Genomic DNA, 21,848 nt, shown 5'->3' on the forward strand with positions numbered 1-21,848 from the left:
CGATGTTCAATTTCCTGCGCTCCTTTTCGACAATCCTCGCCGTCACCATCGGCCTCCTCGGCATCTGCGTCGTGCTCTACGCTTGGCGGCTGCCCCCCTTCACCAGCGCCGTGGAGGTGACCGAGAACGCCTATGTGCGGGGACCGGTGACGATGATCGCCCCGCAAGTGGCCGGCTACGTCACCGAGGTCCCGGTGCAGGATTTCGAGACCGTCGAAAAAGGCGATCTCCTCGTCCAGCTCGACGATCGCATCTACCGGCAGAAGCTCGAACAGGCGCGCGCGGAACTCGATGCGCAGAAGGCGGCACTCGCCAATTCCGAGCAGAGCCGGCATTCGGCGGAAGCGAAGCTCCGCTCCACGCAGGCGCAGCTCGCCGGCAAGAAGGCGGCTCTCGAACAGGCGAAGGCGGATTGGCAGCGGGTCGAGCCCCTCGTTGATCGCGGCGTCGTCAACAAGGCGACGGGCGATGAAACCCGCTCGAAGCGCGATCAGGCGCAGGCCGCCTACGATCAGGTCACGGCCGAGATCGAAGTGGCGCGACAGGAGCTGCAATCGACCATCGTCAACCGCGCGTCTCTGAAGGCCGCGGTGGAAGGCGCGGAAGCCGCCGTACATCTTGCCGAGATCGACCTCGACAACACCCACATCACCGCCCCGGCAGGCGGGCGTCTCGGCCAGGTCGGCACGCGCATCGGCCAATATGTCTCTGCCGGCACCCAGCTCGTGGCCCTCGTGCCGGAGAGCATCTGGGTCGTGGCGAATTTCAAGGAAACGCAGGTCGCCAAGATGCGCATCGGCCAGCCTGTCACCTTCACCGTCGACGCCCTCGAAGGCGCAAGTCTCGCAGGCCATATCGAGCGCTTTTCGCCGGCCACGGGATCGGAATTCAGCGTCATCAAATCCGACAACGCCTCCGGAAACTTCACCAAGGTGGCGCAGCGCCTGCCCGTGCGCATCGCCATCGACCCGGACCAGCCCCTGTCTGAACGCCTTGCGCCCGGAATGTCGGTGGTGGCGACGGTCGACACCGCAGCCAAGAGCGCGCCCGAAATCGCCGACGAAGGAGATCGACCAACCTCGGGAAACACCTCCGGCAAAAAGCCCGTCCGGCTCGGCCGCACGGAATCCAGAGCCGGAGGGGCGCACCTGGAAACCAATTGAGCTCGGCACGCTGAAGGCCAGCCGCAGCCCTCGGCGTGCCTGGTCTCGACCTGGAGCGGACCTCCCTTCGCGTCGAGGCCTGGATCGGCCGGCTCGCCATGGGCCGGCCGATCTCATTTTTGGTCCTATGCGCCTCGCCCAAAAAGCAACCGCAAACGGTTAGCGTCAGGCCGCGCGCCGAGAGGCGGTCTCGCTTTCCCCGTAAAGCCGGAATTCACGCGGGCGGAAGATCACCTCGCTTCCCGTCTCCACGCCATGGCTCGTCTCCGCGAGCGAAGGCACGTCGATCTCGACAGGATGGTTGCCGCCGACCGCAATCTCGAGCCGCCTGCGATCGGTGAGGCGGCGGCTTCCCGTCACCACGCCCGCAATGCCGCGCTCGCCCGGCCGGAGCATCTCCACATGGCCAGGGCGGAAGAAGAGCCGTGCCGCGCCCGCCCCTGCGCCGACAAGCCCGCTCGGGCGACCTGCAACGAGGATGGCCCCGCCCGACAGAGTCACCGGAAGGCTTGAGGATTCGCCGATGAAGCCGTGCACGAAGGGCGAAGCCGGCGCGTCGTAGATTTCGTCGGCCGTGCCGACCTGCTCGACACGCCCGGCATTCATCACCACGACGCGGTCGGCAAGCTCCAGCGCCTCTTCCTGATCATGCGTCACGAAGACCGTGGTATGGCCGGTCTGCTCATGCAGATCGCGCAGCCAGCGGCGCAGCTCCTTGCGCACCTTGGCATCGAGCGCGCCGAAAGGTTCATCCAGCAGGAGAACGGCCGGCTCGATCGCGAGCGCCCGCGCCAGCGCCACTCTCTGCCGCTGCCCGCCGGACAGCTGCATCGGAAAGCGCTTTTCGAGCCCCGAAAGCTGCACGAGATCGAGAAGCTCCAAAGCGCGACGCCGGATTTCCGTTCGGCCGGGCCGGCTCGCGCGCGGGCGCACCCGAAGCCCGAAGCCGACATTGTCGGCGACATTCATCTGTTTGAAGAGCGCGTAATGCTGAAAGACGAAGCCGACATTGCGCTCCTGCACGCTCTTGGCCGAGGCATCCTCTTCGCCGAAGAGGATGCGGCCGCGATCGAGAAATTCGAGCCCGGCGATGAGGCGCAGAAGCGTCGTCTTGCCGGAGCCCGAAGGCCCGAGCAGCGCGATGAGCTCGCCCGAGCGAATGGCGAGCGAAATATCGTGCACCGCCGGATAATCGTCGAACGCCTTGGAGATGTTTTGGAGAACGATGTCCATCTGGTCCTCAATGCGCGCGTTCAGCGGCGATCGCACCGGCGAAACGCCATTCCAGGAAGGTCTTCAGGGCAAGGGTGAAAAGCGCCAGGAGGGCGAGCAGCGAGGCGACGGCGAATGCGGCCGCAAAACTGTACTCGTTGTAGAGGATCTCCACATGCAGCGGCATCGTACTGGTGAGGCCGCGAATATGCCCCGAGACGACGGAGACGGCTCCGAACTCACCCATGGCGCGGGCGTTGCAAAGGAGCACGCCGTAGAGAAGCGCCCATTTCACGTTCGGCAGCGTGACGAGCAGAAAGGTCGTAAAGCCCGACGCGCCGAGCGAAAGTGCAGCTTCTTCGTCGCCGCTCCCCTGCTCCTGCATGAGCGGAATGAGCTCGCGCGCCACGAAGGGAAAGGTGACGAAGATCGTCGCGAGAACGATCCCCGGCACCGCGAAGATGATTTCCACGCCATGCGCGTCGAGAAAGGGGCCCAAGACCCCCTGCGCCCCGAAGAGAAGCACGTAGACAAGGCCGGAAATCACCGGCGAGACGGAAAACGGCAGATCGATCAGCGTGACGAGCAGGCTCTTGCCCTTGAAGTCGAACTTGGCGACGGCCCAGGCGGCCGCGATCCCGAAGACCATGTTGGCGGGCACCGCGATCGCCGCCACGATCAGCGTCAGCCGGATGGCAGCGAGCGCATCCGGCTCGACGATCGCCGCGAGATAGGTGGAGATTCCCCCGCGCAGCGCTTCCACGAAGACGGCGACAAGCGGCATCACGAGAAAGAAGCCGAGAAAGACGAAGACGAGGCCGATCAGAGCCGCGCGCACGGCGGGCGCCTCCGTCGTGGCCGGTCGGCCCCGCCGCACCGGCCTCGAGACCCTCAACGACGCGCCCGACAATTCAGCTGCCATAGCCGAACCTCCTGCGGCTCCACGCCTGAAGCAGATTGATGACGAAGAGCATGACAAAAGCAATCGCAAGCATCACCGCGGCGACCGCCGTCGCGCCGGCGTAATCGAATTCCTCCAGTCGGATGACGATCAGAAGCGGCGCGATCTCAGATACATAGGGAATATTTCCGGCGATGAAGATGACGGAGCCGTATTCGCCGACAGCCCGGGCGAGCGCGAGTGCGAACCCGGTCAGGAGCGCCGGCACCAGGGCCGGCACGATCACCTTGAAGATCGTCTGCCGCCGCGTGGCTCCGAGCGTTGCGGCAACCTCTTCGAGCTCGCGGTCGATCTCTCCGAGGACCGGTTCGACGGTGCGCACGACGAAGGGCAGGCTGACGAAGGTGAGCGCCACCACGATACCGGCCGGCGCATAGGCGATTTTGAGCCCGAGCGGCTCGAGAAACTGCCCGACCCAGCCATTGGGTGCGTAGAGCGAGGTGAGCGCAATACCGGCCACCGCCGTCGGCAGGGCGAAAGGCAGGTCGATGACGGCATCGAGAAACCGGCGTCCGAAAAAGCGGTAGCGCACCAGCACCCAGGCAATCAGGGCGCCGAAGACGGCGTTGATCGAGGCGGCGACGAGCGCCGCGCCAAAACTCAAGCGCAAGGCCGCGAGCGTGCGTGGATCGGTGGCGAGACGCCAGAATTCGGCCGCGCCCAGACCCGCGCTTTTGATGACGAGAGCCGCGAGCGGCACCAGGACGACGAGCCCCAGATAGGCGATCGTGAAGCCGAGTGAGAGACCGAAACCCGGCAGAACGCTCCGCTTCCGCCAGGTTCGAGCGCGCCCGCGCATCCGCAGCCGTCCCTATCGCGCAGGCTGATAGATCTGGTCGAAGACGCCGCCATTGCCGAAATGAGCCGGCTGCGCCTTCTCCCATCCGCCGAAGAGCGGGTCATCGATGGTGACGAGCTTGAGATCGGGAAACCGCGCCATGTCCGCGGTATCGGCGAAGGCCGGCTCCGCCGGGCGATAGAAGTTCTTCGCCACCAATCTCTGCCCCTCGGGCGAATAGAGATAGGCGAGATAGGCTTCCGCCGCCTGGCGTGTCCCGTCCTTGTCGACATTGCCGTCGACCAGCGCGACCGGCGGTTCGGCCTTGATGGAAATCGACGGCGCCACGATCTCGAATTTGTCGGGACCGAGCTCCTTGAGCGCCAGAAACGCCTCGTTCTCCCAGGTGATCAGGACGTCGCCGATGCCCCGCTGCACGAAGGTGGTGGTGGCGCCGCGCGCGCCCGTGTCGAGCACCGGCACATGCCGGAAAAGCTCGCCCATGAAGTCGCGGGTCGCCTTCTCGTCGCCATGAAAAGCCTCATTGGCGTAGGCCCAGGCCGCGAGATAGCTCCAGCGCGCACCGCCAGAGGTTTTCGGATTGGGCGTGATGACCTCCACGCCCTCCTTCACCAGGTCCGGCCAGTCTTGGATCCCTTTCGGATTGCCCTTGCGGACGAGGAAAACGATGGTCGAGGTGTAGGGCGCGCTGTGATTGGGAAGCCGATCGCGCCAGTTCGCGGGGATCTTTCCGGTCGTCTTGGCGATCGCGTCGATATCGGCTTCGAGCGCCAGCGTGACGACATCGGCTTTGAGCCCGTCGATCACCGCCCGCGCCTGCTTGCCGGAGCCGCCATGCGACATCCGCACCGAGACGGTTTCACCGGTTTCGGCTTTGAAATGCGCGGCGAAGGCGGCGTTGAACGCCTCGTAGAGCTCGCGCGTCGGATCATAGGAAACGTTGAGGAGCGTGGTGTCGGCGACGGCCGGTGCCGCCATCGCCCAGAGAGCGGCAAAGCCCACCGCAAGAGATCGTTGCATCCTTCGCATGCCAACCTCCATCACCTACCGATCTGGTAGAGATCAATAGCCTACCTGTTTAGTAGACTATGTCAACGGAGGCAAAACGACCGCGACAACGACGCTGCGACAGGGGGCGCCACGACAGAACACCCAGTGACAGAGAGGACCGCGAAACGGCTCAGGCGGCGTCGACCGAGAGCCCGGCAATCCAATCCACACCATCCGGATCGGCGATCGCGTCGGCGAGCGTGGTCTGGTCGAGAACCGCACGCGCGGAATTGGCGACATGGGCGAAAACCCGGCGCACACGGCACGCGCCTTCGTCCTTGCAATCGGCGCAGCGGCGATAGGCCACCCGGCTGAGACAAGGAAGCGGGGCGATCGGCCCATCGAAAAGCCGCAGAACATGCCCAAACGTGATCGTATCGGCCGGCCGCTGCAGGAAATAGCCGCCGTTCACCCCGCGCCGGCTCTGGATCAGGCCGTCACGCTTCAATTCCATCAGAATCTGCTCCAGGAACTTGCGCGGGATGCGCTCCCCCTTGGCAAGCTCGCCGGCGGAAATGGAATCGCTCTCCATCTCTGCGAGCGCAAGCAGCGCCCGCAGGGCGTATTTGGCCTTCTGGGAAATCATCCGCGCGGGCACCTCTGGGCTGGGCTATTTCCTATTAATTCGATAGTATATTGAAGCCGTTGCGGCAAGCTTGCAGGCGGCATCGGCACGGTCGTTCCAGTCAGCTCTGCGGCGGCTCGGCGCGCGCTTGGTCGGGGTGCATTTCCTCGACGAGGGCAAGCCAGGCCCGCGCCGCATGGGACAGATAGGCGCCACGTCGCCAGATTATGGCGATATGCCAGGCAGTCTCCGGCTCGTCGAGAAGCACCGAGGCAGCACGGCCCGCCTCCGAGCGCGGTGCAATGATCTGCGGCAGGAAGGCGATGCCGAGGCCCGCCGCCGCAAGGCCGACGATGAACTCGATCTGGCTGCTGCGCGCGGCGACCGCGGGCGAAAACCCATGTCGGCGGCAGGCGTCCCCGATGATCCGGTTCAAGCCGAAACCGGCCTCGAAAAGGATGAACGGCTCCTCGCGCACATCCTCGATCTTTATCGTCCGCCGCCCGGCAAGCGCATGGGCCCGTGGCATGACCGCCATCAGCGGCTCGCGCCGCACGCCCTGCCATTCGAAATCCTCCCCGAAAGGAAGAAGCGAGGCGGCCATTTCGATTTCGCCCGTCCGCAGCATCTCCTCCAGCCGGTCGCTGCCATGCTCGACGAGGCGCACATCGATGCCCGGAAAGCGCTGGCGATAGATCGCGAACAGGGGCGCAAACAACGCGCTGCTCGCCACGGGCGGCAGGCCGAGAGACAAAGACCCCTGCTTCAGGCCGCGGATCTCGTCGAGCTCGCGCGCGAGATCTTCGCGTTCCGCCAGAAGCTTCACGGCTCTTCGATAGACCACCTCGCCCGGCGCGGTCAGGTGGCTGCGATGGCCGATGCGATCGAGAAGCGGCAGGCCGATCTCGTCTTCGAGCTGCCGCACGGCCTTTGAGATCGTCGATTGCGTGGCGAAAAGCGCCTTCGCGGCGGGCGTGAAACCGCCTTGGCGGACCACTTCGACGAAAGCCCGCAGATTGCGAAATTCCATATTATTCCGATACGGAATGAAGCCTATTCAGTCAATTCATTTTGTCGATTGATCAGGTGCAACTATATGCCGCTCCTTCCAGGAGAGATCGATGACCCCCCGCAGCCTCGCGCTTCGCTTCCGCCGCAGCCTTCACAACAGCCGCCTCGCCCAGATCGCGGCGATCTTCGTGTTCTGGGGCATCGGGGAGACGATCGTGCGCCTTTCGGGGCTTCCGGTGCCCGGCGGCATCATCGGCATGGCGCTCGTCCTCGCCCTTTTGATCTCCGGCCGTCTCAGCCTTTTCAGCATGCGCCGCGGCGCCCAATGGTTTCTGGCGGAGATGATCCTGTTCTTTGTGCCGGCCGTCCTCGCCGTCGTCGATCACCGCGAATTCGTCGGCCTGCTCGGCCTCAAGATCCTGTTCGTCATCCTGGCCGGAACCGCCTCCGTCATGGCGGTCACGGCGCTGACGGCGGACCTCTATTATCGCCGCCGCCTGGCCGCGGAGGACCGCAATGCTCTCTTCGAGTGAAATCCTGCTCCACGGCCTCTTCTGGTCGGCTCTGACCATCGGCACCTATTTTCTGGCGAAGCGCATCTATCTGCGCTGGCGGCAGCCTTTTTTGATGCCGCTCGCGATCACCCCGGCGCTTCTCATCCTGATCGTCGTCACCGCCGACGAGACCTACCGCGATTATATCCGCTCCACCGGCTGGCTCGTCAGCCTGCTCGGGCCCGCCATGGTCGCCTTCGCCGTGCCGATCTACGAGCAGCGTGCCCTGATCGCGCGCCACTGGCCGGTCCTCGTCGTCGGCATGCTGGCGGGCACGACCACGGCCATTCTCTCCGGCTGGACCTTTGCGAGCCTCGTCGGTCTCGACGACGCCCTGCGCCTCAGCCTTCTGCCGCGCTCCGTTTCGACCCCCTTCGCCATGGTCGTCTCCTCCGACATCGGCGGCGCCCCCGACCTCACCGCCGTCTTCGTCGTCCTGACCGGCGTCTTCGGCGCCATCCTCGGCGAGTTGATGCTGACCATCCTGCCGGTCAAATCGGCTCTTGCCCGCGGCGCCCTCTTCGGCGTCGCAGCCCATGCGAGCGGCACTGCCAAGGCCCACGAAATCGGTCACGAGGAAGGCTCGGTTGCCGGCCTCGTCATGGTGCTCGTCGGCCTTTTGAACGTCCTCGTCGCACCGCTGATCGCCCACGGCCTGCCCTATCTCTGAGCCCCTTCCACGGGCAGCCGCCTCAGGCCGGCTCCTCAAATCGGCTCTTCAGGCCGCCTTCAGTCTCTCGCCCGCAATCTCCCGCACCTGCCGAAGGTCATCGACGAAGGCACGGTAGGCACTCGCCTTGGCCTCCGCATCCGGCAGTCGCAGAAGATAGGACGGATGCACGGTGAGGAAGCCGGCAAAAGGCGGAAACTCCTGCCGGCCGCGCATCTTCGTCACGGAAACCTGTCGTCCCGAAAGCGCCAGCGCCGCTGTCCCGCCGAGCGCCACGACGAGGCGCGGCGATAGAAATTCAAGCTCCGCCATCAACCACCAGCGATAATGCTTCACCTCCGACAAGGTGGGCTTCTGGTGGATGCGCCGCTTGCCGCGCATCTCGAACTTGAAGTGCTTCACGGCATTGGTGAGATAAACCGAGCCGCGCCCGATCCCGGCCTCCGCCATCGCCCGATCAAGAAGCTGGCCGGCCGGCCCGACAAATGGCCTTCCCTGACGATCCTCCTGATCGCCCGGCTGCTCGCCGACAAAGACGATGTCGGCATCTAGAGGGCCCTCGCCGAGCACCGCACGCGTCGCTCCCGGCACCGCCCCCGACACCAATGGCTCCGAGGCAGCGATCCGCGCGTTGAGGTCTTGCAGGCTCTTCGGACGATCCTCACGCATTTTGTGGAGCGCCTTCTCCGGCGCGCGCCTGGGCGACGCGGCGGCCTCGCGCGCGATCATCTCGCGCACACGTGTCGGCGCGGAGCTGACGAGTTCCGGGATCGCCGCCACTTCCGGCATGTCGGCCCAGTAGCGCCGCGGCATATGCTGCGCCATCAATTTGGGATTGGCCCGCGCCGGGTTGAACGTCGCCGCATAATACGTGCGCCACCCCTCTTCGAATCCGTCGCCGGCGGCGGCCGGGTCGCGGCGCGCCGGCGGCCCTTCGACGAGCTTTTTGCCGTCCCAGTGGAGCGAACCGTCGGGCGTCAGGATCGACCAGGCCATATTGGCGAAGCGCTCGGCGAAAAAAGGCGCGGCCGCAGCCAAGGTGAAATGCGCCGGCTCGAAATAGGCGACGAAGCGTTCGTTTTCCTCGCTGCCCGAGCTCGCAGTCTCGCCCGCCGTGACACCCCCTTCCGTCACCACACGGCGAAAGCGCAGAAAGCCATGCATATGGTGGATGTCGCGCCGCACCTCCTGCTGCATGCGCGCAAGACGGTAGACGAGCGGATCGCTCGCCACCTCGAGAAGCCCGCGCTCGCCGCGCAAAATTCTCCACACGAGCCGATAGAGAAGCCCATAGCGCTCGTGGTCGCGGTGACAGACGACATCGGCGATGAGCCGTGTCACGGCGCGCGGCAACACGACCGGCGGCGCCTCTCCGGCAAGCGGCGCGCCGAAGAGATCCTGGGCACCCTCCGCCGCGAAGACGACATCCTCCGGCGCGACCCGGTCGCGCACGAGGACGCGCAGTGCCCGGCGAAAACCGTCGAGATCTGCCCCCGCCTTCATATCGATGCGCACGCGGGTCATCAGAACAGGCTCATTTGCTGGGCCGGCTCGGCGAGCCTTTGCCGCAGATCGAGCCGGTCGATGAGGGAGACGGGCCGGTGGTCCGGCGTGACGAGAAACGGCAGCGCCCGCTTCAGGCCCGCCGTCAGCCGCGCGAGATCTGGAAGTCGCAGCTTCTGGTGCCGGCGCGAGGTGAGAATGCGCTCCACCGCGCGCTGCCCGAGCCCCGGCACCCGCAAAAGCATCTCCCGCTCCGCCCGATTGACGTCGACCGGAAAGCGCTCGCGATGCTTCAGCGCCCAGGCGAGCTTCGGATCGACATCGAGCGCCAGCATGCCGTCCTCGCCGCTTTCCGCGACCTCGTCGGCCGAAAACCCGTAAAACCGCATCAGCCAGTCCGCCTGATAAAGCCGGTTTTCCCGGCGAAGCGGCGGCGCCTTCGCCGGCAGAAGCAGGCTCGCCTCGGGGATCGGGCTGAAGGCGGAATAATAGACCCGCTTCAACGCGTAATCGTCATAGAGCCTGGCGCTCGCCCGAATGATCGCGACATCCTTCACATCGTCTGCCCCGACGATCACCTGCGTGCTCTGCCCGGCCGGCGAGAAACGCCGTCGCTCGTCGCGCGCCTCCAAGATGCGCTCATGCATCTGCCCCATCGCCTCGGTGATCGTCCGGTCGTTCTTTTCCGGCGCGAGCGCTTTCAGGCTCGCCCCGCTCGCAAGCTCCAGATTGATCGACAACCGGTCGGCGTACCGCCCCGCCTCCTCGATCAGCCACGGGCTCGCCTCGGGGATCGCCTTGAGATGGATATAGCCCTGAAAGCCGTGGACGCGCCGGAGCGTCTTCGCCACCCGCATCATCTCCTCCATCGTCCGGTCGGGCGAGCGCGCGATGCCGGAGGAGAGGAAGAGGCCTTCGATATAGTTGCGTTTGTAGAATTCGAGCGTGAGCCGCACCACCTCCTCGACCGAGAAACGCGCCCGCGGCACGTTCGAGGAGCGCCGGTTGATGCAATAGGCGCAGTCGAACAGGCAGTAATTCGTCAGAAGGATTTTCAGAAGCGAGACGCAGCGCCCGTCCGGCGTGAAGGCGTGGCAGATGCCGGACGGCGCCGTCGCGCCGAGCCCGTTCTTGCCAGCCTTGCGCTTCGGCGCGCCCGACGAGGCGCAGGACACGTCATATTTGGCCGCGTCCGCCAGAATGCCGAGCTTGGTTGCGAGCTTCTCATCCATGCCGGGATGATGCCATGTTCTACTTTTGTTCGCAACAGGCTTAATTGGCGCCCGGTCTGAATCAGCCGGTCTGAATCACAACCTCCGAAGTTCAGCCCATCCGCTTCAATCGACTCGGGAATTTTCGGCCCGCGCCTCCGTCTCCGCATCCAGCACCGCGCGGATCTCTTGAAGCAAAGGATGAGCGTCGGTCGCGCGCCTCCCATAATCGAGATTGAATCGATAATCGAAGTCGGGCGGGTTAAGCCCCTGATTGTGCTGCAGGATCGTCTCGAGCTTATCGAGCCCCTTGGCGAGCCGCGCCTCCGCCGTCGCCCCCACCTCGTACTCCTCCCAGAGATCGAGGATCGCCTGCCGCCGCGCTGGGTCGAGCGGTGCGGTCAGTTGCAGAAGATCGGCGCGCTCCTGCGCCGCCTTCTCTTCGCCTGGCATCTGCACAACCGCCGGCACGTCGCCCGACAGGGTTTCGCCGAGATCGTGCACGATCAGGATCTTGAGAAGACGCGAAAAGTCGATCGTCCCAAAATCCTTTTCGAAAACGATCGCCATCAGGGCGAGCCGCCAGGTGTGCGCGGCTGTGCTCTCCGGCCTCCCCTCCGCCGTGAAGCCGGAGCGGAACGTGTCCTTGAGCCGCTCCGCCGCGCGCAGAAAATCGAGCGCGCCGGAAAGGTCCTCCTGCCTCATCATCCCCTCACAGCATGCCCGGACGGAAGAGCGCGCTCTTGTCGATGATCTCGCCGGACACCATGAAGATGCCGCCGCCCTTGTAATGCAGCGTCTCGGGATGTTCCGGCTCCGGCGCCACATGCGCCTTCACCACCTCGAAAACGAAGAAATTGTAGCGCCCGACGAGCGCATCCTCGAACAGCCGGCATTCGAAATTGGCGTGGCATTCGCCGATCATCGGCGCGCCCACCATCTCGGCCGGCTCGGCCGTCAGACCGAACTCCTCGAACTTGTCGATCCGTTCCCCGGAGGTGTTGCCGATCTTGACGACGGTATCGGTGAGCGCCGTCGTCGGCAGATTGATGACGCATTCGCCGCTCGCACGGATGAGCTCGAAGGAATGGTTGCCGGCGGAGATCATGCAGCCGACGAGTGAGGGCGAGAATTCCATGATCGTGTGCCAGCCCATCGTCATGATGTCGTGCTCGCCTTGATGGGCGGACGAGACGAGCACGACCGGCCCGGGCTCGAGATAGCGCCGCACATCCGACACGTCGAAATCGATTTTCCTCACCGCCGTCATCCTCCGCCTCCCTGAAATGGTATGGCTCCGTCCCGCCGCCGAATGCCGTCTGAGACCCGGTGAGGCCTCGCCAAGGCACGCATGCGGCATAGATGGAGCAACAGATCCACTCACATCTCAATCAGGTTCATTCCATGACAGAAAGCACGCAGATCCTCCTCGCGTCACGCCCCGAGGGCCGGCCAACGCCAGAGAATTTCCGCACGGAGACCGCACCCGTGCCGGCGCCGAAGGAGGGTGAAGTCCTCCTCAAGGTCCGCTACCTCTCGCTCGATCCCTATATGCGCGGGCGGATGAGCGCGGCGAAATCCTACGCCGCCCCGGTCGAGGTCGGCGCCGTGATGGAAGGCGGCACCGTGGCGGAGGTCGTGGAAAGCCGCGACCCGAATTTCGCAGCCGGCGACATGGTCCTCTCCTATTCCGGCTGGCAGACCCATGCGGTCGCGAAGGCATCTCATCTGCGCAAGCTCGATCCCGAAAAAGTGCCCGTCACCACCGCCGTCGGCGTGCTCGGCATGCCGGGCTTCACCGCCTACGCAGGGCTTCTGACGCTCGGAAAGCCGAAGGAAGGCGAGACGGTCGTCGTTGCCGCGGCGACCGGACCTGTCGGCTCCGCCGTCGGCCAGATCGCCAAGATCAAGGGCGCGCGGGCCGTCGGCATCGCCGGCGGACCGGAAAAATGCCGGGCGCTCACGGAAGACTTCGGCTTCGACGCGGCGATCGACCATCGCTCCGAAAGCTTCGCGGAGGATCTGAAAGCCGCCTGCCCGGACGGCATCGACGTCTATTTCGAAAACGTCGGCGGCCCCGTCTTCGAGGCGGTGCGCCCGCTTCTCAACTTTTATGCGCGCATGCCCGTCTGCGGCCTCGTCTCGCAATACAACGCCACCGGCCCGTTCGAGGGCCCGGACAAGCTGCCGGGCTTGATGCGCGATATCCTGACGAAGAGCCTCACCATCCGCGGCTTCATTCAGACGGAATTCAAGGATCAGATGCCGGACTTCCTCAAAGAGATGGGCAGCTGGGTCGCGGACGGACGCATCCGCTACAAGGAAGATATCGTCGAAGGTCTGGACAAGGTGCCGGACGCCTTCATCGGCCTTCTGGAAGGCAAGAATTTCGGCAAGCTGATCGTCAAAGTCGCCTGAGCCGACGAAAACACGCCATCACGAAAAAAGCCCCCGCCGCGGCGGGGGCTCAATCATCACGGAAAGACGCTGCGGCCGAGACCGCAGCGCCTGAAAAATCACACGGCGGGCGTGCGCGCCGCCGCGGCATAGGTGGACACGACGCGGTCGATATTGGCGAGGATCAAGGCCTCGGGCGTCGCCGCAAGCCGTCCGTCCGCCACCGCCGGGTAGAGCGCGCCGAGATACTGGCTGATGAGCGGCAGCGGCAATTGCCGGCCCTTGAGGCGCGTCAGGAGCGTCGTCACCGCGGCAACGGCCTTCGGCTGCGGCCAGTAATAGCGGATGCGGTCGGAATAGCTGAAATGGCGGTTGATGCGCTTCTCCGCGTCGCTGCCGTGGTAATATTTCGCCCATTCGCGCGGATCGCCGACGAGCACCTCTTCCATCGCGTGCTTCAGCGTCTCTTCAGGCGAAAGCCCGTCGAGCTCGACCGCAATCTGGTCGAGCCCGTAAAGCGCCTCGCGATAGGCGAAGGTGAGCGCCGGCCCGACCTTCAGGATCGGAAAGCCGTCATCGACCAGGCCCGCCAGAAGCTCCACCGGCTGATAATCGGTCGAATGCGCCTCGAAGACGAATTGCGGCATCTTCGACAGGACCGCACTCAACGAGGCCGCCTTCGCCCGGTCGTAGAAAACGATGTTCTCGTTGCCGTATTCGACACCGGGCTGCACCACGACGCCGATGGCGCGCGCGAACGCGTCTTCGAGCCCACGCGCCGCAAAAGCCGCACGATGCACCTCGACGGTAGCAAGTGCCGCTTCCGGATCGGTGACGGCCAGCTCTTCGATCTCTTCCATCGCCCCGCCCGGGATCGGCACTTCCGTGCCGATGACATAGACGGGAAGATCGAAGCCCGATGCCTTCGCCGCCCTTTCCGAGACGGCAGCAAGCCGCGCCGCCCGCTCCGCCGTCACCTCGTCGGCGAGTGCCACGCTCTCCCCGGCACATCCCATCGAGGTGTCGAGATGGATCTTGGTGAAACCGGCCTTCACGAAGGCCTCCACCATGGCCTCGGCCTTGCCCATCGCCTCTTCGGCCGGAAGGCTCTTCCAGGGATTGGGACCGAGATGATCGCCCCCGAGGATCAGCCGGCTCGTGTCGAAGCCGACCTTTGCGGCGATCTCTTCGACGAAGCGGCGGAAATCCGCCGGCGTCATGCCGGTATAGCCACCCTCGTGATTGACCTGGTTGCAGGTCGCCTCGATCAGAACCGGCCCGCCGGCCTTCAGGCCATGGCGAAGCGTCGCCTCGATGACCATCGGATGCGCCGAGCAGATGGAGGAAATGCCGACATTCTCATGTGCCTGATGCCGCCTTGGCAGGCTCGCCAGATAGGCCGTGCTCATGCCCTTGTGCCTTTGTGTCGTTCGATGAAGTCTTCAAGCTCGGCGCCCGTCGACGTGCCCGACATCGGCCCTTTGACGCCGACGGCGCGCGCCCCGCTCGCATTCGCCATCAACAGCGCGTCTTCGGGCGAGACGCCGCGCAGCCAGAAGGTCACGAACGTGGCACCGAAACTGTCGCCGGCGCCCGTCGGATCGATCTCCTCGACGGCAAAAGCCGGCACGCGCGTCTCGCCGGAGGCATCGAAATAGCTCGCTCCCTCGGCGCCGCGCTTGATGACCACGGCCTTGGTGCCGCGCGTCAGGATTTCGGCGATCGCCGCTTCCTCCTCCTTCGCCTCGGTGAAGAGGAAGAGCTCGTCGCCGCTCGGCAGGAAGATGTCGGCATTCTCGAAGATATGGACGAGTGCCTCCCGCATGCCCGGAAAATCCAGCATCTCCTTGCGGATATTGGGATCGAAGGAGACGCTGCCGCCTTTCGCCTTCACCCGCTCGACCGCGGTGCGGATCAAGGAAATGATCTCGTCGGAGAAGAGCGACGAGCCCATCACATGCAGATGGTCCACCTCGCCCAGCATCTTTTCGGCGCCGTGATCGAGGCTCACCTGCCCGCAGGCCGAGTGCCGGATATTGAAGATGAAATTGCGGTTGCCGTCCTCACGGTAGCGCACGAAGGCGGAGCCGGTGACGGCATCGGGAATGACGGCGATGGCGGAGACATCGACCCCGTCCGCCTTCAGCCGCTCCACATTGACGGTGCCGAAATCGTCCGGACCGACGGCGCTGATGAGGCCGCAAGGCTGGCCGAGCTTTGCGACCTGATCGATGAAGATGGCGGGCGCGCCGGAGGGAAACGGGCCGACGAGCGTGATCGGCTCCAGAAAGCCGTTGCCGCGCTCCTCGGCCATGATCTCGACGAGCACCTCGCCGATGGTGACGATCTTTTTCATGAGATGAGCGGACTTCAGCCGCGGTTGGTTTTGGAGCGCACGTCGATCCACACCGCCAGCAGAATGACGAGGCCCTTGACGATGAGCTGGTAGAAATACGGCACCGACAGAAGGCTCATGCCGTTGTTGATGATGCCGATGATGAGCGCGCCGAGAAGCGTGCCGACCATGGTGCCGACGCCGCCGGCAAGGCTGGTCCCGCCGAGCACCGCAGCGGCGATCGCATCGAGCTCGTAGCCGAGGCCGGCATTGGTCTGCGCCGAGCCGAGACGCGACGACAGAAGAATGCCGCCGATGGCCGCCATCACGCCGGAGATGGTGAAGATGATCACCTTGATGCGCTTCACCCGGATGCCGGAATAGACGGCCGCTTCCTTGTTGCCGCCGGCGAGATAGGCGCGCCGGCCGAACACGGTTTTGGCGAGAAGCACGAAATTGAAGGCGAAGAGCGCGAGCACGATCCAGATGATGATCGGCAGGCCGAGCCAGTTCTCAGCCCCGATCGCAAGCCACGCATCGTTGTTGATCGGCGCCGGCAGGCCACCCGTCGGCAGCGACACGAGCCCGCGAAAAATGCCCATCGTCGCCACCGTCACGATGAAGGACGGCAGCAACAGATAGGCCGCGAGCACGCCGTTGAAGGCACCCATGATCGCGCCCGAAAGAAGCGTCAGCCCGAGGGTCGGCCAGAAGCCCAAACCGATGGCGAAACATTGCGCCGCCACCATGCCGGCGACCGCCAGGATCGAGCCGACAGAGAGATCGATCTCGCCGAGGAGGATGACATAGGTCATGCCGAAGGCGAGCACCGCCACCACCGACACCTGCTGCACGATGTTGAGCAGATTGTAGAAGACGAGAAAGCGCGGGCTCAGCACCGAAAAGACGACACAGAGGACGATCAGCGATGCGACGATCCCGCCATATTCGCGAACGGCCGGCGCCGAGGTGAATTTCGAGACGAAGCTCTTCATGATTGCATTCCTGCGGCGTAGGTCATGACGGTCTCAGGCGTGAGCCCCTCCCCGTCGAGGATGTTGGCGACCTTCTTGTCGTGCATGATGACGAGCCGGTCGGAGAGGCCGAGCACTTCCGGCAGATCGGATGACACCATCAGGATGGCGGCCCCATCGGCGGCCAATTGCCGGATAATCCGGTAGATCTCGAATTTCGCCCCGACATCGACGCCGCGCGTCGGCTCGTCGAGGATCAGGATGCGCGGCTTGATACGCAGCCATTTGGCGAGCACGATTTTTTGCTGGTTGCCGCCGGAAAGGTTCGCGGCCGGCGTGTCGATCGTGTCGGTCTTGATCGTCAGCCGCGCGACCTCGTCTTCGGCCGCACGGCGCTCGGCGGAGCGCCTCGCAAAGCCGAAGGCGTTCGAGATATCGCCGAGCGACACCATGTTGATGTTGCGCTCCACCGTATGGGCGAGAACGAGCCCCTCTTCCTTGCGGTTTTCGGTGAGGAAGGCGATGCCGTGCCGGATCGCATCGTCGGGCGAGCGCGGCCGGATCTTCCTGCCATCGAGAAAGATCTCGCCGCCTTCCGGCCGCTTCACGCCGAAAAGCGCATTCATGACGTCGGAGCGACCCGAGCCGACCAGCCCGAAGAAGCCGAGCACCTCGCCGGGGCGGGCATCGAACGTCACGTCGTGGAAGAGATGCCCGCCGTTCAGCCCATCGACACGCAGGACCGGCTCGACGTCTGGTCCCGGCTTCGGCGCCACGCGCGGCGGGTAGATGTCGTGCATCTCGCGTCCCACCATCATGGCGATCAGCTTGTCGATGCTCGTCTCTTCGCGCGCCATCGTGCCGACGAGCTCGCCGTCGCGGATGACGGTGATGTCGTCGGAAAGCCGCATGATCTCTTCCATGCGGTGCGAGATATAGATGACCGTGACGCCCTTCTCCTTGAGGCGCCCGATCAGCGAGAACAGGATTTCCGCTTCGCTTTCCGACAGCGACGAGGTCGGCTCGTCGAGGATGACGAGATCGGCCGGATAGCTCAGCCCCTTGGCGATCTCGACGAGCTGGCGGCGGGCGATCGAGAGCTGGCTCACTTTGGCACGGGCCTTGATCGGCAGGCCGAGCTCTTCGATCAGCTCTTCGGCCTTGCGCACCAGTTCCGCGTCATCGATGAAGCCGAAGCGGTTCGGCTCGTGCGTCGCGAAAATGTTCTCCGCCACAGTCATGTGGCGGCACAGGCTCAGCTCCTGGAAGACGATCGTCAGGCCCGAAAGCCGCGCCTCGCGCGGGCTCTTCGGGCGATAAGGCTCGCCTTTGAAGGTAATCTCGCCCGAGGTCTGCGGATGCACCCCGGCAAGAATCTTCATCAAGGTGCTCTTGCCGGCGCCGTTTTCGCCGATGAGCGTGTGGACGCGCCCCTTCTTCACCGAGAGCGTCATGTCTTTGAGCGCCGTGACCGGCCCGAAGGTCTTGGTCACGTTGCGGATGTCGAGAACCGTCTCGTCTTGGGGGGCGGTCATGGCGAAAGCTCCGCCGAAGCTGGCAGGAAGGCTGACAGGAACGCTGTCAGGGGGCGAGGAAGTGCCCGCGCCCACCAGATGAGAGGGTGGGCGCGGGGCACAGGAGGAGAGAGTGGGGGGCGGCTCTCTCCTGACCTCTTCTCGCTACTTGGTCTCGCCGTCCTTGGTGACGACGCCCGGCTCGATCGGCTGCTCGGCCGCAACCTCTTCGCCGTTCATGACCTTGACGGCCGTCTCGACCGCGACCTTGCCCATCTCGTCGGGATACTGGGCGATCACGCCCACCATGACGGGATTGCTGGCGACCGCGTCGCGGGCCTCTTTCATGCCGTCGAAGCCGATGACCTTCACCTGGTCCTGAAGCCCGGCGGAGGCGACAGCCGAAGCCGCAGCCAGAGCCGCGTCATCGCCAAAGCCGAAAATGCCGTCGAGATCGGGATGCGCCTGCAAAATGTTCTGCGCGGTCGTCAGCGCTTCCGAGCGGGTGATGCCGGCCTGCTGCGCCACGATCTCGATGTCGGGATGCGATTCCATCGCCTTCTTGAAGCCATCGGTGCGGGCGACGACCGAGGCGACCATCGGATAGTCGATGATGGCGACCTTGCCCTTGTCGCCGATCATCTTGGCCATGAGCTCGCCGGCCTTCACGCCGCCGGCATAATTGTCGGTGCCGACATAGGAGGTGACCTCGACGTTCTTCGCCGGCACGTCGACGGTGATGACCTTGATGCCGGCCTTCTGGGCCCGCCCGATGACGGTGCGCACGCCGGTGGAATCGACCGGGGAAATGATGAGGACGTCGACGCCCTTGGTGATGAAATCCTCGACGTCGGCGAACTGCTTGTTGAGATCCTGGTTGGCGATCTTGATCTCGAGCGGCACGCCTTCGGCCTGCGCCTCGGCGCGCATGGCGTCAGCGAGCGCGATGTAGAACGGATGCTGCTGGGTCAGGAGCGAAGCCCCGATCCCCTCGGCAGATGCCGGACCGGCGAACCCGGCGAGCGCGATCCCGGCGGCGAGCAGGGACTTCGAAACGAAACTTTTGAACATAGGCTTCCTCCTGATTATCGGGCGGTGCGCTCCGCCTTTCCTGATGGCGAGCATGAACGGCGCCCGATCACTGGCTTTGTCGCGAACGGCTTTTCTCGTCACGCCGAGGCGCCAGCTTCCGATCTTCGGGTCATCTCAGCGTGCGTCACCGGCAGCGGCGAAAGCCGTGCCTAGAGAGGCGAAAACGGGACCGCGAGAAATCTGAACCGGCACATGCGCGGGCACGGGCCGCGCCTCCTTTCATCAAATTGTTATTGACGCCAGATGACACTTCATGGGACAAAATGTCAATTTAAATTTGTCGCGCGTAAAGAATTGAAATGTCGCGTGCCAGATAACTTGTCCGTGACCGCCCTCCTCTCGTCACGGCAAAAAGGAGCGTGGCCGATTGTCTTCGTTTTGGATTGAGCCGGAAATCGGTTCAATCATGCCGAATTCCTTCGCCGTCCGAATCTCCTGGCCGGCCCAAAGCAACGCCAACCTCGACAGAGACAGCTGCGGAACCTCCCGATGAGCGGCAAGAAAATCAGGAACATGGAGGATTTCGCGGTCGCCGCCGGCATCTCCCGTCCGACCATCTCCAAATACTTTCAGGACCCGAGTTCCGTCCGCACTTCGACCCGGCAGCGCATCGAGGAGGCGCTGGCCCGCCACAATTATCAGCCGAACATTTTCGCGGTGAACCTGAACCGCCGCAATCCGCGCAACATCGGCGTCATCGTCCCCCACATCTCCGACCCGTTCTATGCGGAGATCGTCAGGCAGATCGAGATTTCGAGCCTTCGCCAGGGCTATTGGGCGATCGTGTTGAGTTCGCACGGCGAGCCGGATCTGGAGGCGAAAGCCATCCAGATGCTGCAATCGCTGAAACTCTCCGGAGCCATCGTCGCGCCGCTCGGCTACGAATCCGATGCCGGCCTCATCCGCGAGCTGCGCCAGGCGATGCCGCTCGTCTTCCTCGATTCGCGCGCTGCCGAAGACCAGCCCTTCGTCGGCACCGACAATGCGCAGAGCATCTCCTTGATGGTGGAATATCTCTGCCGCACCGGCGAGCGCCCCTGCTTTCTCGAAATGCCGCGCGTCAACCGCAACGCCACGGAACGCCGCGCCGCCTATGAACGGGCGATGGCCAATCTCGGCTTCGAGGCGCATGTGCTCTCCGTCGAATCCGCCGACTGGGATTTTGAAACCGTCGGCTTTGAGGAAACCAACAAGATCCTCGCTCGCGGCGGCTTTCCGACGCGCTCGGTCCTCTGCGCCAACGACCGCCTCGCCTTCGGCGTCATGGCGGCCGCCTATCAGCGCGGTCTCAAGATCGGCCGCAGCGCCGACGCCGATCTCCGGGTCGCGGGCCACGACGATCATCCCTTGAGCCGCTACACCTGCCCCGCTCTCACCACGGTTGCCCAGGATTATTCGGGTCTTGCGACCACAAGCCTGAAACGTCTCCTCGATATGATCGGCAAATCCGACGAGGCGCCGCCGAAAACGGAACCGGCCGGACCGACGCTTCTTGAAGCAAAACTGATCATGCGCGATTCCGCCTGAGGCACGCGCTCACGGTCCTGAGCACCGGGGCCCACGCACATTTCAATCTCTCACCCAGACGAGGCCATCCTGTCCCCTTCCCGCTCGCACAAAGGCGCTCTCCTCATCGACCTCGACGGCACGGTGATGGACAGCGACCCCTATCATTACGAGGCCTTTCAGAAGATCGGCGAGAAATACGGCGCCGAGATCGACGAGGAGATCTTTCGCACCCGCATCTCCGGGCACACCAACGACGAGATCTGCGCCGAGCTCTTCCCCCATATCGACACCTCGCGGCACGCCGACATCGCCGATGAGAAGGAAGCGCTGTTCCGCGAACTTCTGGAGCGGGGTGCGGAGCCGATCGCCGGCCTGCCCGAGCTTCTCTCCTGGGCCCGCAAGAAGAGCTGGGGGCTCGCTCTCGTCACCAATGCGCCGATCGCCAATCAGCAGGCGATCCTCGCCGGTGTCGGGCTGTCCGACGCCTTCGACCTCCTGATCTCCGCCGACGAGCTTCCCCGTGGAAAGCCGGATCCGCTGCCCTATCAGACGGCGATGCAGCGGCTCGGTGTCGATGCGCGACACGCGGTCGCTTTCGAAGATGCGATTCCGGGTCTGACGGCGGCCGTGCGCGCCGGCGTTCCGACCATCGGCCTCCGCTCGAGCCTTGAGGAAAAATCCTTGCTGGAGGCCGGGGCGGCACTTGCGATCCGCGACTACCACGATCCGCGCCTGCGGCCCTTCCTGCTCTCCCACATCGAAGGATGAAGCACCGCACCGCGGGCATCTCGCGAGGCGTCCTCAGTCAAGACCTCTTCGACCTTTACTAAGCCGGCAAATCTTTAGTTATTTACGAGACTTACCCGTCTTTTTTTAACCGCAACTGCGTATGCCTGTCGTGGTGGCCCTGCTGTTTGGGCGATGGCATCCAAAGAGAGACATTCTGGCAGGCAGCGTCTCCGCCAGCCAGCGCCATAGACCCAACAGGCGAGACACCGTCTCCAGGAGCGCAGATGTCGGGCCCCACTTCCGGATCGATCCACAACCGCTTTCGCAAGCGCTGCCGGCGCGAGCACGACTGGATCGACGAACTCATCAATCGCATTGAGCCGCTCTCCTCCGACGAAGAGGCGGAGCTGATCCTGCGCGTGCATTCGCTCGCCGGGGCGGGCGGAACTTTCGGCTATCCCGAAATCAGCGAGCGCGCCTTGCGTGCCGAGCAGACCATGCGGGAAACCTCCTGCACCTGCGCAGAAAGCCGCGAAGCCCTCAAAACCCTGCTTCAGGCCCTCGAGGCTGCCGCGGAAGAATAGACGGCAGCGCCGGAC

The 21,848-nt window shown here is 64.4% G+C and carries 22 protein-coding genes; 7 read left to right on the forward strand and 15 right to left on the reverse strand.

Annotation, left to right across the window (positions count from 1 at the left end; genetic code table 11):
• Positions 1 to 2 precede the first annotated feature (2 nt).
• The gene (locus L0F51_RS07255) at positions 3 to 1,163 is read left to right on the forward strand and encodes an HlyD family secretion protein (protein ID WP_234628552.1); all 1,161 of its coding nucleotides are present in this window, start codon (positions 3 to 5) and stop codon (positions 1,161 to 1,163) included.
• A gap of 165 nt (positions 1,164 to 1,328) precedes the next feature.
• On the opposite strand, the gene L0F51_RS07260 is transcribed toward L0F51_RS07255, so the two are convergent.
• The 6 genes from L0F51_RS07260 to L0F51_RS07285 all read right to left on the reverse strand — a co-directional run bounded on the left by L0F51_RS07260 (position 1,329) and on the right by L0F51_RS07285 (position 6,780).
• Positions 1,329 to 2,396 (reverse strand): sulfate/molybdate ABC transporter ATP-binding protein, encoded by a 1,068-nt coding sequence (locus tag L0F51_RS07260; protein WP_234628553.1) that lies wholly within the window; start codon positions 2,394 to 2,396, stop codon positions 1,329 to 1,331.
• Positions 2,397 to 2,403: 7 nt separating this feature from the next.
• Positions 2,404 to 3,297, reverse strand: coding sequence for a sulfate ABC transporter permease subunit CysW (gene cysW, locus L0F51_RS07265; RefSeq protein WP_234628554.1), 894 nt, complete (start codon positions 3,295 to 3,297; stop codon positions 2,404 to 2,406).
• Entirely contained in the window at positions 3,287 to 4,135 is an 849-nt protein-coding gene (cysT, locus tag L0F51_RS07270; RefSeq protein WP_234628555.1) for a sulfate ABC transporter permease subunit CysT, read from the reverse strand. Before cysT ends, cysW begins: the two co-directional genes overlap by 11 nt.
• A 12-nt stretch (positions 4,136 to 4,147) precedes the next feature.
• Entirely contained in the window at positions 4,148 to 5,155 is a 1,008-nt protein-coding gene (locus L0F51_RS07275; RefSeq protein ID WP_255701288.1) for a sulfate ABC transporter substrate-binding protein, read from the reverse strand.
• Between the two features lie 160 nt (positions 5,156 to 5,315).
• Positions 5,316 to 5,771: an Rrf2 family transcriptional regulator gene (locus tag L0F51_RS07280; RefSeq protein ID WP_234628556.1), complete on the reverse strand. Its 456-nt coding sequence runs from the start codon at positions 5,769 to 5,771 to the stop codon at positions 5,316 to 5,318.
• 100 nt (positions 5,772 to 5,871) lie between these two features.
• Entirely contained in the window at positions 5,872 to 6,780 is a 909-nt protein-coding gene (locus tag L0F51_RS07285) for a LysR family transcriptional regulator (protein WP_234628557.1), read from the reverse strand.
• Between the two features lie 91 nt (positions 6,781 to 6,871).
• Between L0F51_RS07285 and L0F51_RS07290 the strand changes: the two genes are divergently transcribed.
• Both L0F51_RS07290 and L0F51_RS07295 read left to right on the forward strand, forming a co-directional pair.
• Positions 6,872 to 7,294 carry a CidA/LrgA family protein gene (locus L0F51_RS07290; RefSeq protein ID WP_234628558.1) on the forward strand — a complete coding sequence of 141 codons (423 nt, stop codon included), beginning with the start codon at positions 6,872 to 6,874 and terminating at the stop codon, positions 7,292 to 7,294.
• Positions 7,278 to 7,985: an LrgB family protein gene (locus L0F51_RS07295; RefSeq protein WP_234628559.1), complete on the forward strand. Its 708-nt coding sequence runs from the start codon at positions 7,278 to 7,280 to the stop codon at positions 7,983 to 7,985. The genes L0F51_RS07290 and L0F51_RS07295 overlap by 17 nt, the downstream gene beginning before the upstream one ends.
• Before the next feature lie 48 nt (positions 7,986 to 8,033).
• Here L0F51_RS07295 and L0F51_RS07300 read toward each other — a convergent pair whose 3' ends face one another.
• The 4 genes from L0F51_RS07300 to L0F51_RS07315 all read right to left on the reverse strand — a co-directional run bounded on the left by L0F51_RS07300 (position 8,034) and on the right by L0F51_RS07315 (position 11,969).
• On the reverse strand, positions 8,034 to 9,509 hold the full coding sequence (locus L0F51_RS07300) for a UdgX family uracil-DNA binding protein (RefSeq protein WP_234628560.1): 1,476 nt from the start codon (positions 9,507 to 9,509) through the stop codon (positions 8,034 to 8,036).
• On the reverse strand, positions 9,509 to 10,720 hold the full coding sequence (locus L0F51_RS07305) for a putative DNA modification/repair radical SAM protein (protein ID WP_234628561.1): 1,212 nt from the start codon (positions 10,718 to 10,720) through the stop codon (positions 9,509 to 9,511). Before L0F51_RS07305 ends, L0F51_RS07300 begins: the two co-directional genes overlap by 1 nt.
• A gap of 105 nt (positions 10,721 to 10,825) precedes the next feature.
• Positions 10,826 to 11,404 carry an HD domain-containing protein gene (locus L0F51_RS07310; RefSeq protein ID WP_370642378.1) on the reverse strand — a complete coding sequence of 193 codons (579 nt, stop codon included), beginning with the start codon at positions 11,402 to 11,404 and terminating at the stop codon, positions 10,826 to 10,828.
• Between the two features lie 7 nt (positions 11,405 to 11,411).
• Positions 11,412 to 11,969 (reverse strand): flavin reductase family protein, encoded by a 558-nt coding sequence (locus tag L0F51_RS07315; RefSeq protein ID WP_234628563.1) that lies wholly within the window; start codon positions 11,967 to 11,969, stop codon positions 11,412 to 11,414.
• A 134-nt stretch (positions 11,970 to 12,103) separates the two neighbouring features.
• Between L0F51_RS07315 and L0F51_RS07320 the strand changes: the two genes are divergently transcribed.
• Entirely contained in the window at positions 12,104 to 13,117 is a 1,014-nt protein-coding gene (locus tag L0F51_RS07320; RefSeq protein ID WP_234628564.1) for an NADP-dependent oxidoreductase, read from the forward strand.
• A gap of 98 nt (positions 13,118 to 13,215) precedes the next feature.
• Here L0F51_RS07320 and L0F51_RS07325 read toward each other — a convergent pair whose 3' ends face one another.
• The 5 genes from L0F51_RS07325 to L0F51_RS07345 form a co-directional block, all read right to left on the reverse strand.
• Positions 13,216 to 14,505 (reverse strand): D-tagatose-bisphosphate aldolase, class II, non-catalytic subunit, encoded by a 1,290-nt coding sequence (locus L0F51_RS07325; RefSeq protein WP_234628565.1) that lies wholly within the window; start codon positions 14,503 to 14,505, stop codon positions 13,216 to 13,218.
• On the reverse strand, positions 14,502 to 15,452 hold the full coding sequence (locus tag L0F51_RS07330) for a sugar kinase (protein ID WP_234628566.1): 951 nt from the start codon (positions 15,450 to 15,452) through the stop codon (positions 14,502 to 14,504). Before L0F51_RS07330 ends, L0F51_RS07325 begins: the two co-directional genes overlap by 4 nt.
• 14 nt (positions 15,453 to 15,466) lie before the next feature.
• The gene (locus L0F51_RS07335; protein WP_234628567.1) at positions 15,467 to 16,426 is read right to left on the reverse strand and encodes an ABC transporter permease; all 960 of its coding nucleotides are present in this window, start codon (positions 16,424 to 16,426) and stop codon (positions 15,467 to 15,469) included.
• Entirely contained in the window at positions 16,423 to 17,940 is a 1,518-nt protein-coding gene (locus L0F51_RS07340; protein ID WP_234628568.1) for a sugar ABC transporter ATP-binding protein, read from the reverse strand. The genes L0F51_RS07335 and L0F51_RS07340 overlap by 4 nt, the downstream gene beginning before the upstream one ends.
• A gap of 144 nt (positions 17,941 to 18,084) precedes the next feature.
• The gene (locus L0F51_RS07345; RefSeq protein WP_234628569.1) at positions 18,085 to 18,990 is read right to left on the reverse strand and encodes a substrate-binding domain-containing protein; all 906 of its coding nucleotides are present in this window, start codon (positions 18,988 to 18,990) and stop codon (positions 18,085 to 18,087) included.
• 510 nt (positions 18,991 to 19,500) lie between these two features.
• On the opposite strand from L0F51_RS07345, the gene L0F51_RS07350 reads away from it, so the two are divergent.
• From L0F51_RS07350 to L0F51_RS07360, 3 genes are all read left to right on the forward strand, one after another.
• Positions 19,501 to 20,538 carry a LacI family DNA-binding transcriptional regulator gene (locus L0F51_RS07350; protein WP_234628570.1) on the forward strand — a complete coding sequence of 346 codons (1,038 nt, stop codon included), beginning with the start codon at positions 19,501 to 19,503 and terminating at the stop codon, positions 20,536 to 20,538.
• 105 nt (positions 20,539 to 20,643) lie between these two features.
• The gene (locus L0F51_RS07355) at positions 20,644 to 21,288 is read left to right on the forward strand and encodes an HAD family hydrolase (RefSeq protein WP_370642379.1); all 645 of its coding nucleotides are present in this window, start codon (positions 20,644 to 20,646) and stop codon (positions 21,286 to 21,288) included.
• 245 nt (positions 21,289 to 21,533) lie between these two features.
• Complete coding sequence (locus tag L0F51_RS07360) at positions 21,534 to 21,833, forward strand: Hpt domain-containing protein (RefSeq protein ID WP_234628571.1); 300 nt, start codon at positions 21,534 to 21,536, stop codon at positions 21,831 to 21,833.
• Positions 21,834 to 21,848: the final 15 nt, after the last annotated feature.

It is taken from the genome of Afifella sp. H1R, from assembly GCF_021462425.1.
GTDB classification, from domain to species: Bacteria; Pseudomonadota; Alphaproteobacteria; order Rhizobiales; family Afifellaceae; genus Afifella; species Afifella aestuarii.